Origin of the sequence: Methylobacterium planeticum (genome assembly GCF_008806345.1) — a bacterium.
Lineage (GTDB): Bacteria > Pseudomonadota > Alphaproteobacteria > Rhizobiales > Beijerinckiaceae > Methylobacterium > Methylobacterium planeticum.
Genome location: NZ_VZZJ01000004.1, coordinates 290,051 through 303,774, shown reverse-complemented (window position 1 = coordinate 303,774; position 13,724 = coordinate 290,051). Strand labels below are relative to the sequence as shown.

Sequence of the window (13,724 nt, the reverse complement as noted above, 5' to 3'; positions counted from 1 at the left end):
CAGCCGGATGAAACGGCGAAGCCTTCTCACGGCCGTCAGCGCGGCCACGGTGATGACGCTGGGCGGGGTCGGCTACGCCGCGCACCGGCGGGGCAGGAACCCCTATTACGCGGGGCCGAAGAGCGACCATTTCGACGGGGTCCGCTTCCACAGCCCCGAGCAGGCCGCCGACAAGGACCTGCGCGACGTCGTCCGCTGGCAGCTCTCCCGCAAGGGCGAGGCCTGGCCGAAGGCGTTCCCGAGCCCGTTCCCGGCCGACAAGCCGCCCGAGCGGGTCGCCGGCCTGCGGGTGGTGCTGATCGGGCATGCCAGCTACCTGATCCAGATCGCGGGCCGCAACATCCTGGTGGACCCCGTCTTCGCCAGCCGCGCCAGCCCGGTCCGCTTCGCCGGGCCCAAGCGCGTGAACCGCCCCGGCATCGCCTTCTCGGACCTGCCGCCGATCGACGCGGTGCTGATCACCCACAACCATTACGACCATCTCGACGGCCCGGCGCTGGCCCGGCTCTGGCAGGCGCACCAGCCCCTGATCGTCGCGCCCCTGGGCAACGACACGATCCTGCGCGGCTACGACGAGACCATGCATGTCGAGAGCCGCGACTGGGGCGAGGCGGTCGACCTCGGCGACGGGCTCACGATCCACCTCGTGCCGGCGAACCACTGGTCGGCGCGGGGGCTGAACGACCGGCGCATGGCGCTCTGGTGCGCCTACGTGATCACCTCGCCCGCCGGCGTGCACTACCATGTCGGCGATACCGGCCTCGGCGACGGGTCGATCTTCCGCGCCGTGCGCGAGCGCTTCGGGGTGCCCCGCCTCGCCACCCTGCCGATCGGCGCCTACGAGCCGCGCTGGTTCATGAAGCCGCAGCACATGAACCCGGAGGATGCCGTCGCGGCGCTCGGCCTCCTCGGCAACCCGCAGGCGCTCGGGCATCATTGGGGCACGTTCCGCCTCACGGACGAGGGCGTCGAGCGCCCGGCCGAGGCGCTCGCCGTCGCGCTCGCGGCCGCGGGCCGGCCGTCCGAGAGCTTCCTCGCCCTGCGGCCGGGCCAGGTCTGGGAGGGCTGAGGCGGCCGCGGATCGTTACCACCACCGCGTGCAATTAAAGGAAGCGTAAGGCATCCGGCGCCATTCTGGGGGGACGTTTCCCGAATTGTCCCAGTGGTTTGTCCTATGCAGCGGCTTCGCAGCCTAACAACCAAGACTATCCTCCTTGCCGGTGCAGCGATCGTCCTGACGGTCGCGATCCTTCTGGCGGCGACGAGCCGCGAGATCTGGTCGCAGATCGAGGCGAAGCAGCGTGCCGAGGCCGAGACCCATATCCGGACCCTCTCCCTCGTGTTCGCCGCCAAGGTACCCGGGGCGCGCCTCGACCTCGACGGCGGACGGGTCGCCCGCGTCGCGGCCCCCGACCTCGGCAGCCTCGGCGACCTCTCGCTGGTCGACGACGTGACCGCCTATATCGGAGGCAACGCCACGGTCTTCGCCTACGAGGCCGGCGGCGACCGCTTCCTGCGCCGCATCACCAACGTGCGGACGGAGACGGGCGCGCGGGCGGTCGGCACCGCGCTCGCCCCGGACAGCCCCGCCAACGCCGCGGTGCGCCGGGGCGAGGCCTTTTCGGGGGCCGTGACCCTGTTCGGGCGGCCGTTCTGGACCGTCTACCACCCGACCCTCGACGCCGCCGGCAAGGTCAACGGCATCCTGTATGTCGGCATCCCGCTGGAGCGGTACTATGCGGATTACCGGGCCACGATGGGCACGATGGCGCTGACGAGCCTCGTCGTGGCCCTCCTCGCCTGCCTGGTGCTGGCGCCGGTCGGCCTGCGCCTGTTCCGGCCCCTCCAGGCGATCGCCGACCGCACGACCCGGCTCGCCGAGGGCGACCTCGACGGCCCGATCCCCTCGCAGGGGCGCCGCGACGAGATCGGCGCCGTGGCGAGGGCGCTCGACGCCCTGCGCGACACCAGCCGCCGCGCCCGCAGCCTCGAGGCCGACCAGCGCGAGACCGGCGCGGGCGAGCGCGCCCGCCGGCAGCACCTCGACGCCGAGGTGGCGCAGTTCCGCGTCGCGGTGCAGCGCTCGGTCGCGGAGTTCAACGCCCGTACCGGCGAGATGCGCGCGCGGGCCGGCGCGATGTCGGCCCTCTCGGCCGAGGCGACGACCGCCATCGCCGGGGCCTCGACGGGCTCGCGCGAGACCTCCGCCAACGTCCAGACCGTCGCCAGCGCCGCCGACGAGCTCGCGGCCTCCGTCGCCGAGATCCACGGCCGGATCGACCGGGCCCGCGCCGACGTCGAGGGGGCCTTCGGCGAGGCCGCGGCCATGAACGCGCAGGTCGGCGACCTCGCGGCCTCGGCCCAGCGCATCGGCGACGTCGTCGGCCTGATCCGGGCGGTGGCCGAGCAGACCAACCTCCTGGCGCTGAACGCCACCATCGAGGCCGCCCGCGCCGGCGAGGCCGGCCGGGGCTTCGCGGTGGTGGCCGCCGAGGTCAAGGCCCTGGCGGGCCAGACCGCCAACGCCACCGACGAGATCGCCAGCCAGGTCGCCCGGGTCCAGACGGCCACCCGCGTCGCCGTCGAGGCGATCGGCCGGATGACCGGGCGCATGGGCCTGATCAGCACCAACACGGCCGACCTCTCGGGCGCCGTCGCGGCCCAGGGCGCGGCCACCGACGAGATCTCCCGCAACGTCAACGAAACCGCCGGGACGAGCGTCGCCATCGCGCGCGACCTCGCCACCGTGGCGGAGGCGGCGCAGCGCACCGCCGGGATGGCGGCGAGCGTCGAGGCCGCCGCCACCTCGGTCGAGGCCGTGGCGGCCGGCCTCGAGGCCGAGATCGGCCGCTTCCTGCGGGCGGTCGCCGCCTGAACCCGTCGCCGCGCGCACAGGCAGGATCCCGGGCCGCCCGAGCGGTCCGGGATTGGTTCGGTCCCGATCGCGGCCGCCCGCTGCCGGGGCGGCCGGGGGCTCAGGCCTTCTGGTTCTTGGCGCGCTCGACGCCCTCGAGGATCAGGCGATGCGCCTCGGCCTTGTCGCCCCAGCGCACGACCTTGACCCACTTGCCGGGCTCCAGGTCCTTGTAATGCTCGAAGAAGTGCTGGATCTGGCTCAGGGTGATGTCGGGGAGATCGGTGTAGTTCTCGACCCGGTCGTAGCGCATCGTCAGGTGGCGCGAGGGGACCGCGATGATCTTCTCGTCCTCGCCCGCATTGTCCTCCATCACCAGGACGCCGACCGGCCGCACGCTCATGACGGCGCCCGGCGCCACCGCGCGGGTGTTGGCCACGAGGACGTCGCAGGGGTCGCCGTCGCCCGACAGGGTGTGGGGGATGAAGCCGTAATTGCCCGGGTAGTGCATCGCCGTGTAGAGGAAGCGGTCGACCACGAGGGCGCCCGCGTCCTTGTCCATCTCGTACTTGATCGGCTCGCCGCCGAGGGGAACCTCGATGATCACGTTGACGTCGTGGGGCGGGGTCTTGCCGATCGAGATGGCGTCGATGCGCATGTGTCTGTCTCCCGGACATCGGGGCTGAAAAGCCCCGTTATCCGGGTCTCTTAGAGGTGTTGCGACGCAAAGAAAATCACGACCGCCCCCGGCTCGCGACGTTTGCGGGGAAACGTCGCAAATCAGCCGAAGCGGTAGCCGATCTTGGTCAGCGGCACCCCGGCGATCCGGTCGAGGGTGCGGGGTCCGGCCAGCCCCCCGAGGCTCTCGTAGAAGCCGGCGGCCCGCGCGTTGTCCTCCAGCGTCCAGACGCCGACCCGGGTTAGGCCGTGATCCGCAAGGTCGTTGCGCACGGCCCGGAACAGGCGGCGGCCGAAGCCGAGGCCCTGGTATTCCGGGATCAGGTAGAGCTCGTCGACCTCGCCATCGGCCTTGAGCAGGTTGCTGCGGGCCCGCCCGTAGGCGGCGTAGCCCACCACCGCACCCGCGGTCTCCACCACGGCGATCGGCCGCCCCCGCCGCAGGGCGCCGCGCCACCAGCGGGCGTGGCGCTGCGTGATCAGCCGCTCCAGCGCCACCCCCGGGATCACCCCGCGATAGGCCTCGCGCCAGGCCGCATCGAACACCCCCGAGAGCGCCGGCGCGTCGGCGTCCCGGGCCCGGCGGATGCTGGTGGTGCTGCGCGTGCTCATGGGCCCGGATCCTCTCGTGGGGACGTGTCTCGCGTCGTCGCCGATCGTCTAACGGGGTCGAGGGGGCTCAGGTTCTCCCGCGATCCCGGCAAAGAAAAGGCAAGTGTGATGCCGGGATCCGGACGCGTCCGCTGCGCCCCGCGCCGAATTGCCCGTGCGGTGCGGGGCTGTTAGAGCCTCGGACCCCGCCGCCCGAGCCCCGGCCCGCCCAACCCGTGTTCAACCGCTTCCTCAAGCCCGAGACCCGCTATGCCCGCCGGATGGCGCGCATCGCCCGGTTCGAGAAGCCGATCGCGGGGCGCCGCGCCCGGCTGATGGCCTGGGCCAACATGCTGCTGGTGGATCACGGGGTGTTCCGCCTCGCCTATCTCAACCGGCACCGGGTCGGCGCGGGCGCGCTCTGGCGTTCGGCCCAGCCGAGCCCGAACGACCTCGCCCGGTTCCACCGCGACGGCGTGCGCACCATCGTGTCCCTGCGCGGCGGGCGCGAGCACGGGTCCTGGCCGCTGCAGCGGGAGGCCTGCGAGCGGCACGGGCTCCGGCTCGTCGAGTTCGTGCTGCGCTCGCGCGAGGCCCCCTCGCGGGAGACGATCCTCGCCGCCAAGGATTTCTTCGCCGGGATCGAGTACCCGGCCGTGATGCACTGCAAGTCGGGGGCGGACCGGGCGGGCCTCGCCGCCGCCCTCTACCTGATCCTGCACGAGGGCCGCCCGGTGGCGGAGGCCGCCCGGCAGCTCTCGGCCCGCTATGGCCATTTCCGCTTCGCCAAGACCGGCATCCTCGACGCCTTCTTCGCACTCTACCTGCGCGAGGGCGCGCCGAAGGGCCTCGATTTCCTCACCTGGGTCGAGACCGTCTACGACGCCGAGGCGCTCAAGCGCAGCTTCCGCCCGGGCTTCTGGTCCGACCTCGTGGTCGATCGGGTGATCCGGCGCGAGTAGGCGCGGCGGTTTTTCGCGCGATGGCGCATCGCGCGGCCTCCGACGCTCCGGACCAGCACAATGCGCCCACCTCTCCCGTGCGGGAGAGGTCGAGTCCGCGACAGCGGACCGGGTGAGGGGTGCGACCTTTCCGGAGAGGTCGCCTCCCTCACCCCAACCCTCTCCCGCACGGGAGAGGGGGCGCGGCGTGCTTCCCGTGCCGGTTGCGGCACCCGGGCGGACGGGAAAAAAGCCGGTCGCTCACTCCGCCGCGAGGCGGGTGGTCTCGCGGAAGGGGTGGGCCGGGTAGGTGCCGATGATCTTCAGCTCCCGCGAGAAGTAGCGCAGCTCGTCGAGCGCCCGGGCGAGGCCCGGATCCTCCGGGTGGCCGTCGACCTCGGCGTAGAACTGCGTTGCGGTGAACTGGCCCTCGACCATGTAGCTCTCGAGCTTCGACATGTTGACGCCGTTGGTGGCGAAGCCCCCGAGCGCCTTGTAGAGCGCCGCCGGGATGTTGCGCACCCGGAAGATGAAGCTCGTCACCATCGGGCCCGAGTCGGGGCTTGCCGGCACGGGATCGGGGGAGAACACCACGAAGCGCGTGGTGTTGTGGGCCTCGTCCTCGACGTCGCGGGCGAGGATCTCGAGGCCGTAGACCTCGGCCGCGAGGGCCGGCGCGAGGGCGCCCCGGCTCGGATCGCTCCCCTCGGCCACCTCCCGGGCGGCGCCCGCGGTGTCGCCCGCCACCACGGCCCGGAGGCCGAGGCGCCGGATGATGCGGCGGCACTGGCCCAGCGCGTGGATGTGGCTGTGCACGCTCGTCAGCGCCGCCACCGGCGTGCCGGGCAGCGCCATCAGCTGGAAGTGGATCTGCAGGAAGTGCTCGGCCACGATGTGCAGCGAGGAGGTCGGGATCAGATGGTGGATGTCCGCGACCCGGCCCGCGATCGAGTTCTCGATCGGGATCATCGCCCGGGAGGCCCGCCCCTCCGTCACCGCCGCGAAGGCGTCCTCGAAGGTCGCGCAGGGCAGGGGCGTCCAGTCCGGATAGGCCTGGGCGCAGATGATGTGCGAGTTGGCGCCGGGCTCGCCCTGGTAGGAGATGGTGCGTTCGGTCATCGCTTCTTCGATTCGGCCGCGGGCTTCAGTTCAGGCGCCGGGCCGCGAGCACGGCGCGGGCGCGTTCGAGGTCGGCGGGGGTGTCGACGCCGAGCGGCAGGTCGTCGACCACGATCGCGTCGATGCGCATGCCGGCCTCGAGGGCGCGGAGCTGCTCCAGCTTCTCGCGGGTCTCGAGAGCCCCGGGCGGCAGGGCCATGAAGCGGGTGAGCGCGGTGCGCCGGTAGGCGTAGAGCCCGATATGGTGGAACAGGGGCCCCTCCCCCCAGGGGGCCCGGGCCCGGGTGAAGTAGAGCGCCCGCAGGCGGTTCGGGCCGACCGGGTGGCCCACGAGCTTGACCACGTTCGGGTCCGCCGCCTCCGCGTCCCGGGTGATCTCGGCGCAGAGGGTCGCGATGTCGACGGCCCGGTCGGCCAGCGGGGTGACGGCGGCCCCGATGATGCCCGGATGGATCGTCGGCAGGTCGCCCTGGACGTTCACCACCACGTCGTGGCGCCCCTCCGGATCGACGATCTCCAGGGCCTCGGCGAGGCGGTCGGAGCCGGAGGGATGGTCGGCCCGCGTCATCACGGCGACGCCGCCGACCGCCTCGATCGCCCGCGCGATCGCGTCCGTGTCGGTCGCCACCACGACGGGACCGATGCCCGCCTCGACGGCGCGGCGCCAGACATGCACGATCATCGGCTCGCCCGCGATGTCGGCGAGCGGCTTGTTCGGGAGCCGCGTCGCGGCGAGGCGCGCGGGGATCAGGACGAGGGGATCGGACATGATCTCGGTGGACTTCGTCTCGCGGGCCGGGTGCTTAACAGGCGCGAGCCGCGTTGTCATGGCGCGCCGTCCTGGCGCGTCGTCCTGGCGCGCCGTCACCACGTGACGGGGGGCGGTTCTGGGCATGGTCCGCCTGGCGGACCGGTCCCGAACCCCGTCGACGGGTTTCACCGGGGGGCTCTGCGACTACGCGGACGCCACGTCCGCCATTGTCAAGATCGGGGCAGAGCGGCTAAGGCACCCTCGAATATTTCCAAGGTCCGGCGCTTCGCTCCGCCGGTCGCTGCCTTGCGCGGCCGGGGACCCTCGCCCCGGGCACGCGCGCCGGAGTTGTCGAGAATGGACTCGTTCGAGCTGAACAAGGTTGCCGGTGCCGTGCTCGGAACCTTGCTGTTCGCCCTTGGATCTGGATTCGTGGCCGAGCTCATCTACCACTCGAAGCCCGCCGGCAATGCCGGCTACGAGCTGCCCGAGCCGCAGGCCGAGGCCGCCGGCGGCGCGCCGGCCGCCAAGGCGGAGCCGATCGCGGTGCGCCTCGCCAGCGCCAATGCGGGCAAGGGCGAGGGCGGCACCAAGGCCTGCCACGCCTGCCACAGCTTCGACAAGGGCGGCCCGAACAAGGTCGGCCCCGGTCTCTGGGACGTGGTCGAGCGCAAGAAGGCCGGCCACGAGGCCTACGACTACTCGGCGGCCATGAAGGAGAAGGGCGGGTCCTGGACCTACGAGGACCTCGACCACTTCCTCGAGGCGCCGAAGACCTACGTGAAGGGCACCAAGATGGCCTATGCGGGCATCTCCTCGCCACAGGAGCGCGCCAACGTCATCGCCTACCTGCACAGCCTCTCGGACAGCCCGAAGCCGCTGCCGGCCGCCGAGAAGGCCGAGGCCAAGCCGGCTGATGCCAAGCCGGCGGACGCCAAGCCGGCTGAGGCCAAGCCCGCGGAGGCCAAGCCCGCGGAGGCCAAGCCCGCGGAGGCCAAGCCCGCCGCCGAGAAGCCCGCGGATTCCAAGCCGTCCGCCGAGCATCCGGCCACCGGAAAGCCCTCCGAGGGCAAGGACAGCCCGGCCAAGCCCGCCGACACCGAGACGGCCAAGCCCGTCGGCCCCAAGCCCGCCGGCAGCGTCGAGAGCCACAACGAAGTCGACCCGAAGCAGGCGCCCGAGGCAAGCGGCCCGACCCCGAACGCCACCGCCAAGCCCGACCCGAGCGCGCCGCCGGAGGCCGCCACCAAGGCGGCGCCGGCACAGGGCGATCCGGAGGCCGAGCAGAAGGCCAAGAGCCTGGAGATGAACAAGGACAAGCCGGCCCAGCAATAGCCCGGGCTCTCCCCGCCGAAATCGTCGAGGCCGGGCCGCCGCGCCCGGCCTCTTCGTGTCGAAGCCCCGGCTCCCGCCCGCCGGGGCTTCGCGCGCGGCGTTCACGCCGGCGACTGCGCAACCCCGGTGGCCAGCGGCAGACAATGCCGGATGCGCATGCCCGAGCCGGCGCGGATCCCTCTCGCCTTCCGGGCTCGCACCGACCGCTCGATCGCCCTGGCGCAGCGCGCCGTGGCGACGAGCCGGGCGCGGATCGAGGCCTCGCTCGAACCCCTGACCCGCGTCGACCTGCGCCAGCGCGGATGCATCCAGCCCCCCGGCGCACCCCGCCATACCGTCACCACCTGATCCCGGCGGGTCCGCCCTGCGCACGGGCCGCGGCGCTCTGCGCGGACGCGCCGACACTCGCTGCGCGGACGCGCCGACTTGGCGTGCGCGCCCGGTCCGTCCTAGAACGACCCTCGTCGCGGGCCGCCCGGCCGCGGCGCCGCGCGACGGGATACGGGAGATCGCCACACCGTGAGAGCCAAAGCCGTGATCGGACGCCTCCTCGCCGCGACGCTCGGCGTCGCCCTCCTCGGGCTCCCGGCAGGCGCCGCGCCCGAGGCGTCCCCGGCGGAGCCCGTCACGGCCGCCGCCCTGACCGCCCCGACCGGCGACTGGGTCCACGCCATCACGCTGATGGGCGAGCCGAAATACCCGGCCGGCTTCCCGCATTTCGACTACGCCAACCCGCAGGCGCCGAAGGGCGGCCTCGTCCGCCTCGGGGCGCAGGGCGGCTACGACAACTTCAACCTCGTCGTGTCGGGCCTGAAAGGCGATCTCGAGGGCGGGATCCTGTCGATCTACGACACGCTGATGACCGAATCCCTCGACGAGCCCTTCACCTCCTACGGGCTCCTCGCCGAGGCCGTGCGGGTCGCCCCCGACCTGTCCTCGGTCTCCTACCGCCTGCGCGAGAACGCCCGCTGGCACGACGGGCAGCCGGTGACGCCGGACGACGTGATCTGGTCCTTCCAGATCCTCAAGGACAACAGCCCCTTCTACGCCGCCTATTACCAGACCGTCTCGAAGGCGGAGGCCACGGGCCCGCGCGAGGTCACCTTCAGCTTCTCCGAGACCGGCAACCGCGAGCTGCCGCAGGTGCTCGGCCAGCTGCGCGTGCTGCCCAGGCACTGGTGGACCGGCAAGGACGCCGCGGGCAAGAGCCGCAACCCGACCGAGACGACCCTGGAGATCCCCCTCGGCTCCGGCCCCTACCGGCTGGCGAAGTTCGATCCCGGCCGCTCGGCGACTTACGAGCGCGTGGCGGATTACTGGGGCAAGGACCTGCCGGTGAATGCCGGCCGCAACAACATCGGCACCCTGCGCAACGAGTACTTCCGCGATTCGACGGTGCTCGTCGAGGCGCTGAAGGGCGACCTCTACGACTTCCGGTCCGAGAACATCGCCCGCAACTGGGCCACCGCCTACGACGACTTCCCGGCCGTCAAGGAGGGCCGCCTCGTCAAGGAGGCCTTCCCGGACCGGGGCACCGGCATCATGCAGGCCTTCGTGTTCAACCTGCGCCGGGACAAGTTCAAGGACGAGCGGGTGCGGCGCGCCTTCAACCTCGCGATGAATTTCGAGGAGATGAACCGGGCCCTTTTCTACGGCCTCTACAAGCGGATCGATTCCTACTATTTCGGCTCGGAGCTCGCCGCCTCCGGCCTGCCCCAGGGCGAGGAGAAGGCGATCCTCGAGAGCCTGAAGGACAAGGTTCCGGCCTCCGTCTTCGCCGAGCCCTACCGGAACCCCGTCAACGACACCCCCGAGGCGGTGCGGGCGAACCTGCGCGAGGCGGTGAAGCTCCTGCGCGCGGCCGGCTACGAGCTGCGCGGCGGCAAGATGGTGGACGCCAGGACCGGCGAGCCCCTGACCGTCGAGTTCCTGGAGTTCCAGAACGTGTTCGAGCGGGTGATCCTGCCCTTCGCGGCGCAGCTGCGCCTGATCGGCATCGACTCGACCCTGCGGGTGATCGACCAGGCCCAGTACCAGAACCGCCTGCGCGGCTTCGACTTCGACATCACCACGAGCTCCTGGCCCGAATCGCTCTCGCCCGGCAACGAGCAGCGCGAGTTCTGGGGCTCGGCCGCCGCCGACAAGCCGGGCGCCCGCAACATCGCGGGCATCAAGGACCCGGCCATCGACGCGCTGATCGAGAAGGTGATCTTCGCCAAGGACAGGCCCGGCGTGCTCGCAGCGACCCACGCCCTCGACCGGGTGCTCCTCGCCCACAACTTCGTGGTGCCGCAATGGGCCTCCGGCGTCGCCCGCACCCTGCGCTGGAACCGCTTCAGCCACCCGCCCGTGCTGCCGCAATACGGCAGCTCCGGCTTCCCGACGACGTGGTGGTACGACGAGGCGCTCGCCGCCCGGACCGGAGCCCCCCGTTGAGCGGCGCTCCGACCCGCCGCACCCTCGTGCTGGGGGCCGGGGCCCTGGGCGCGGGGGCGCTCGCGGGCGCCGCCGGCCTGCCCGGGTCCGGGGGCGCGCAGGCGGCGCGCATTGCCCACGGCCTGTCGAGCTTCGGCGAGCTGAAATATCCGGCGGGCTTCCAGAACTTCGACTACGTGAACCCGGCCGCGCCGAAGGGCGGGCGCTTCGCCTCGCAGCTCGCCGCGACTTTCGGCAACCAGGCCTCCGACACCTTCAACACGCTGAACGTCTTCGTCCTGCGCGGCGAGGGCGCGGCGGGGATGAACCTCACCTTCGACAGCCTGATGGTGCGGGCCCTCGACGAGCCGGACGCCCTCTACGGCCTGATCGCCCGTGCGGTCGAGATCAGCGCCGACGGCCTCGCCTACACCTTCCGGCTCAGGCCGCAGGCCCGCTTCCACGACGGCACCCGCCTGACGGCGCGGGACGTCGCCTTCTCGCTGAAGCTCCTCAAGGAGAAGGGCCACCCCGAGATCTCGCAGGTGATCCGTGACATGACGGACGCGGTGGCCGCCGACGACGAGACCGTCGCGGTCACCTTCGCGCCCGGCCGCAGCCGCGACCTGCCCCTCATCGTCGCGACCCTGCCGGTCTTCTCCGCCGCCTATTACGCGACCCGCGACTTCGAGGCCTCGACGCTGGAGCCGCCCCTCGGCTCGGGCCCCTACCAGGTCGGGCGCCTCGATGTCGGCCGCTTCATCGAGCTGGAGCGGGTGCGCGACTACTGGGCGGCGGACCTGCCGGTGAATGTCGGCCAGCACAATTTCGATGCGATCCGGTACGAGTATTTCCGCGATCGCCAGGTCGCCTTCGAGGCCTTCAAGAGCGGCGCCTTCACCTTCCGGGAAGAGTTCACCGCCCGGGTCTGGGCCACGGGCTACGACTTCCCGGCGGTGGCGGAGGGCCGCGTCGTCCGCTCCACCATCGCGGACGCGACGCCGTCCGGCACGCAGGGCTGGTGGATCAACACCCGCCGCGAGGCCTTCCGGGATCCCCGGGTGCGCGAGGCCATCGGCCTCTGCTTCGACTTCGAGTGGACGAACCGCAACCTGATGTTCGGGGCCTATACCCGCACGGCCTCGTTCTTCGAGAATTCCGACCTCAAGGCCACCGGCCGGCCCTCGGCGGAGGAGCTCGCCCTCCTCGATCCCCTGCGGGCGGACCTGCCCGCGGAGGTGTTCGACGACGCCTGGACGCCTCCGATCTCGGACGGCTCGGGCCAGGACCGGGCGCTCCTCAGCCGCGCCGTGGCGCTCCTGCGCGAGGCCGGCTGCACCCGCGACGGCGGCATCATCCGGCTCCCCGGCGGCAAGCCGCTGGAGATCGAGTTCCTCGATTCCGACCCGGCGCTCGAGCCCCACACCCACCCGTTCATCCGCAACCTCGGGCTGATCGGGATCAAGGGCCGGATCCGCAACGTCGACCCGTCGCAGTACCAGTCCCGCCTGAAGGATTTCGACTTCGACCTCACCTCGCGCCGCTTCTCGAACGGGATGACCCCGGGGGCTGAGCTGCGCGAGGCCTACGGCTCGGGCTCGGCCCGGACGGCGGGCTCGAACAACCTCGCGGGGGTGGCGAGCCCGGCCATCGACGCGCTTCTCGACCGGATCGCCGACGCCGCCTCGCGCGCCGACCTCGTCACCGCCTGCCGGGCCCTCGACCGCTGCCTGCGCGCCGGCCGCCACTGGGTGCCGATGTGGTACTCGGGCACGCACCGGATCGCGATCTGGGATGTCTACGGGCGCCCGGCGCTCGGCCCGAAATACGGCCTCGGCGCGCCGGCGGTCTGGTGGTACGACGCCGACCAGGCCCGCAGGATCGGCCGGAACTGAAGGGCCCCCATGCTCAGCTACGTCCTGCGCCGCATCGCCCTGATGATCCCGACCCTGTTCGGGATCATGCTGATCACCTTCGCGATCGTGCAGTTCGCCCCCGGCGGCCCCGTCGAGCGGGTGCTGGCGCAGCTGCAGGGCCAGGGCGACGGCGCGCTCTCCCGGGTCACCGGCGGCGCGGGGGATCTCGGCGGCGGCGGGCCCGGGGCGAATCGCGGCGGCGAGGCCAATGCCAAGTATCGCGGCGCGCAGGGCCTGAGCCCGCAATTCATCGCCAAGCTCGAGCAGCAATTCGGCTTCGACAAGCCGGCGCCCGAGCGCTTCGCCAAGATGCTCTGGGACTACGCCCGGTTCGATTTCGGCCGCAGCTACTTCCGCGACGTGAGCGTGCTGCAGCTGATCCGCGAGCGCCTGCCGGTCTCGGTCTCGCTCGGCCTGTGGATGACGCTCCTGTCCTACGCGATCTCGATCCCGCTGGGCATCCGCAAGGCCGTGAAGGACGGCTCGCGCTTCGACCTCTGGACCTCCTTCGTCGTCATCATCGGCTACGCGATCCCCGGATTCCTGTTCGGCCTGATGCTGATCATCCTGTTCGCGGGCGGCTCGTTCTTCCAGCTCTTCCCCCTGCGCGGCCTGACCAGCGAGGGCTGGGAGAGCTTCAGCCTCGGCCAGAAGATCCTCGACTACGCCTGGCACATGGTGCTGCCGCTCACCGCCCTGGTGATCGGCGCCTTCGCGACCTCGACGCTGCTGACGAAGAACTCCTTCCTCGACGAGATCCGCAAGCAATACGTCATGACCGCCCGGATGAAGGGCCTGAGCGAGCGCCGCGTCCTCTACGGCCATGTCTTCCGCAACGCCATGCTGATCGTGGTGGCGGGCTTCCCCGGGGCCTTCATCTCGGCCTTCTTCACCGGATCGCTGCTGATCGAGACGATCTTCAGCCTGGACGGGCTCGGCCTGCTCTCGTTCCAGTCGATCGTCGGCCGCGACTACCCGGTGGTGTTCGCCACGCTGTACATCTTCTCGCTGATGGGGCTCGCGGTGAACCTCCTCTCGGACATGATCTACGTCTGGATCGACCCGCGCATCGACTTCTCGGCGCGGGCGACCTGAGCGCCGCGCGGCCGCGCCGTGCCGTGAAC

12 protein-coding genes are annotated in these 13,724 nt (G+C 71.7%); 8 read left to right on the top strand and 4 right to left on the bottom strand.

Annotation, left to right across the window (positions count from 1 at the left end; genetic code table 11):
* Positions 1 to 7: 7 nt before the first annotated feature.
* Together F6X51_RS07010 and F6X51_RS07005 are read left to right on the top strand one after the other, a co-directional pair.
* Entirely contained in the window at positions 8 to 1,069 is a 1,062-nt protein-coding gene (locus F6X51_RS07010) for an MBL fold metallo-hydrolase (protein WP_150962500.1), read from the top strand.
* Between the two features lie 105 nt (positions 1,070 to 1,174).
* Positions 1,175 to 2,875, top strand: coding sequence for a methyl-accepting chemotaxis protein (locus tag F6X51_RS07005; RefSeq protein WP_150962499.1), 1,701 nt, complete (start codon positions 1,175 to 1,177; stop codon positions 2,873 to 2,875).
* A gap of 100 nt (positions 2,876 to 2,975) precedes the next feature.
* Here F6X51_RS07005 and ppa read toward each other — a convergent pair whose 3' ends face one another.
* Together ppa and F6X51_RS06995 are read right to left on the bottom strand one after the other, a co-directional pair.
* A complete protein-coding gene (ppa, locus tag F6X51_RS07000) occupies positions 2,976 to 3,512 on the bottom strand; it encodes an inorganic diphosphatase (RefSeq protein ID WP_150962498.1) in 537 nt (178 codons plus the stop codon).
* 122 nt (positions 3,513 to 3,634) lie between these two features.
* Positions 3,635 to 4,144, bottom strand: a complete 510-nt coding sequence (locus F6X51_RS06995; protein ID WP_150962497.1) for a GNAT family N-acetyltransferase — start codon at positions 4,142 to 4,144, stop codon at positions 3,635 to 3,637.
* A 215-nt stretch (positions 4,145 to 4,359) separates the two neighbouring features.
* Here F6X51_RS06995 and F6X51_RS06990 point away from each other — a divergent pair, with 215 nt between their 5' ends.
* Positions 4,360 to 5,085, top strand: coding sequence for a tyrosine-protein phosphatase (locus F6X51_RS06990; RefSeq protein ID WP_150962496.1), 726 nt, complete (start codon positions 4,360 to 4,362; stop codon positions 5,083 to 5,085).
* A 240-nt stretch (positions 5,086 to 5,325) separates the two neighbouring features.
* On the opposite strand, the gene F6X51_RS06985 is transcribed toward F6X51_RS06990, so the two are convergent.
* Positions 5,326 to 6,183, bottom strand: a complete 858-nt coding sequence (locus tag F6X51_RS06985; protein ID WP_150962495.1) for a prephenate dehydratase — start codon at positions 6,181 to 6,183, stop codon at positions 5,326 to 5,328.
* 25 nt (positions 6,184 to 6,208) lie between these two features.
* On the bottom strand, positions 6,209 to 6,952 hold the full coding sequence (locus F6X51_RS06980) for a 3-deoxy-manno-octulosonate cytidylyltransferase (protein WP_150962585.1): 744 nt from the start codon (positions 6,950 to 6,952) through the stop codon (positions 6,209 to 6,211).
* A 339-nt stretch (positions 6,953 to 7,291) separates the two neighbouring features.
* Here F6X51_RS06980 and F6X51_RS06975 point away from each other — a divergent pair, with 339 nt between their 5' ends.
* The 5 genes from F6X51_RS06975 (at position 7,292) to F6X51_RS06955 (ending at position 13,695) form a co-directional block, all read left to right on the top strand.
* Entirely contained in the window at positions 7,292 to 8,269 is a 978-nt protein-coding gene (locus tag F6X51_RS06975; protein WP_150962494.1) for a c-type cytochrome, read from the top strand.
* A 156-nt stretch (positions 8,270 to 8,425) separates the two neighbouring features.
* A complete protein-coding gene (locus tag F6X51_RS06970) occupies positions 8,426 to 8,617 on the top strand; it encodes a hypothetical protein (protein ID WP_150962493.1) in 192 nt (63 codons plus the stop codon).
* Between the two features lie 171 nt (positions 8,618 to 8,788).
* Positions 8,789 to 10,705: an extracellular solute-binding protein gene (locus tag F6X51_RS06965; protein WP_150962492.1), complete on the top strand. Its 1,917-nt coding sequence runs from the start codon at positions 8,789 to 8,791 to the stop codon at positions 10,703 to 10,705.
* The gene (locus tag F6X51_RS06960) at positions 10,702 to 12,579 is read left to right on the top strand and encodes an extracellular solute-binding protein (protein WP_150962491.1); all 1,878 of its coding nucleotides are present in this window, start codon (positions 10,702 to 10,704) and stop codon (positions 12,577 to 12,579) included. The genes F6X51_RS06965 and F6X51_RS06960 overlap by 4 nt, the downstream gene beginning before the upstream one ends.
* A 9-nt stretch (positions 12,580 to 12,588) precedes the next feature.
* A complete protein-coding gene (locus F6X51_RS06955) occupies positions 12,589 to 13,695 on the top strand; it encodes a microcin C ABC transporter permease YejB (RefSeq protein WP_150962490.1) in 1,107 nt (368 codons plus the stop codon).
* Positions 13,696 to 13,724 lie beyond the last annotated feature (29 nt).

Excerpts from the sequence above, each read along its gene's own strand:
- F6X51_RS07005 (WP_150962499.1), top strand. The coding sequence starts at position 1,175 with ATGCAGCGGCTTCGCAGCCTAACAACCAAGACTATCCTCCTTGCCGGT.
- F6X51_RS06970 (WP_150962493.1), top strand. The coding sequence starts at position 8,426 with ATGCCCGAGCCGGCGCGGATCCCTCTCGCCTTCCGGGCTCGCACCGAC.
- F6X51_RS06955 (WP_150962490.1), top strand. The coding sequence starts at position 12,589 with ATGCTCAGCTACGTCCTGCGCCGCATCGCCCTGATGATCCCGACCCTG.
- F6X51_RS06975 (WP_150962494.1), top strand. The coding sequence starts at position 7,292 with ATGGACTCGTTCGAGCTGAACAAGGTTGCCGGTGCCGTGCTCGGAACC.
- F6X51_RS06980 (WP_150962585.1), bottom strand. The coding sequence starts at position 6,952 with ATGTCCGATCCCCTCGTCCTGATCCCCGCGCGCCTCGCCGCGACGCGG.
- ppa (WP_150962498.1), bottom strand. The coding sequence starts at position 3,512 with ATGCGCATCGACGCCATCTCGATCGGCAAGACCCCGCCCCACGACGTC.
- F6X51_RS07010 (WP_150962500.1), top strand. The coding sequence starts at position 8 with ATGAAACGGCGAAGCCTTCTCACGGCCGTCAGCGCGGCCACGGTGATG.
- F6X51_RS06985 (WP_150962495.1), bottom strand. The coding sequence starts at position 6,183 with ATGACCGAACGCACCATCTCCTACCAGGGCGAGCCCGGCGCCAACTCG.
- F6X51_RS06995 (WP_150962497.1), bottom strand. The coding sequence starts at position 4,144 with ATGAGCACGCGCAGCACCACCAGCATCCGCCGGGCCCGGGACGCCGAC.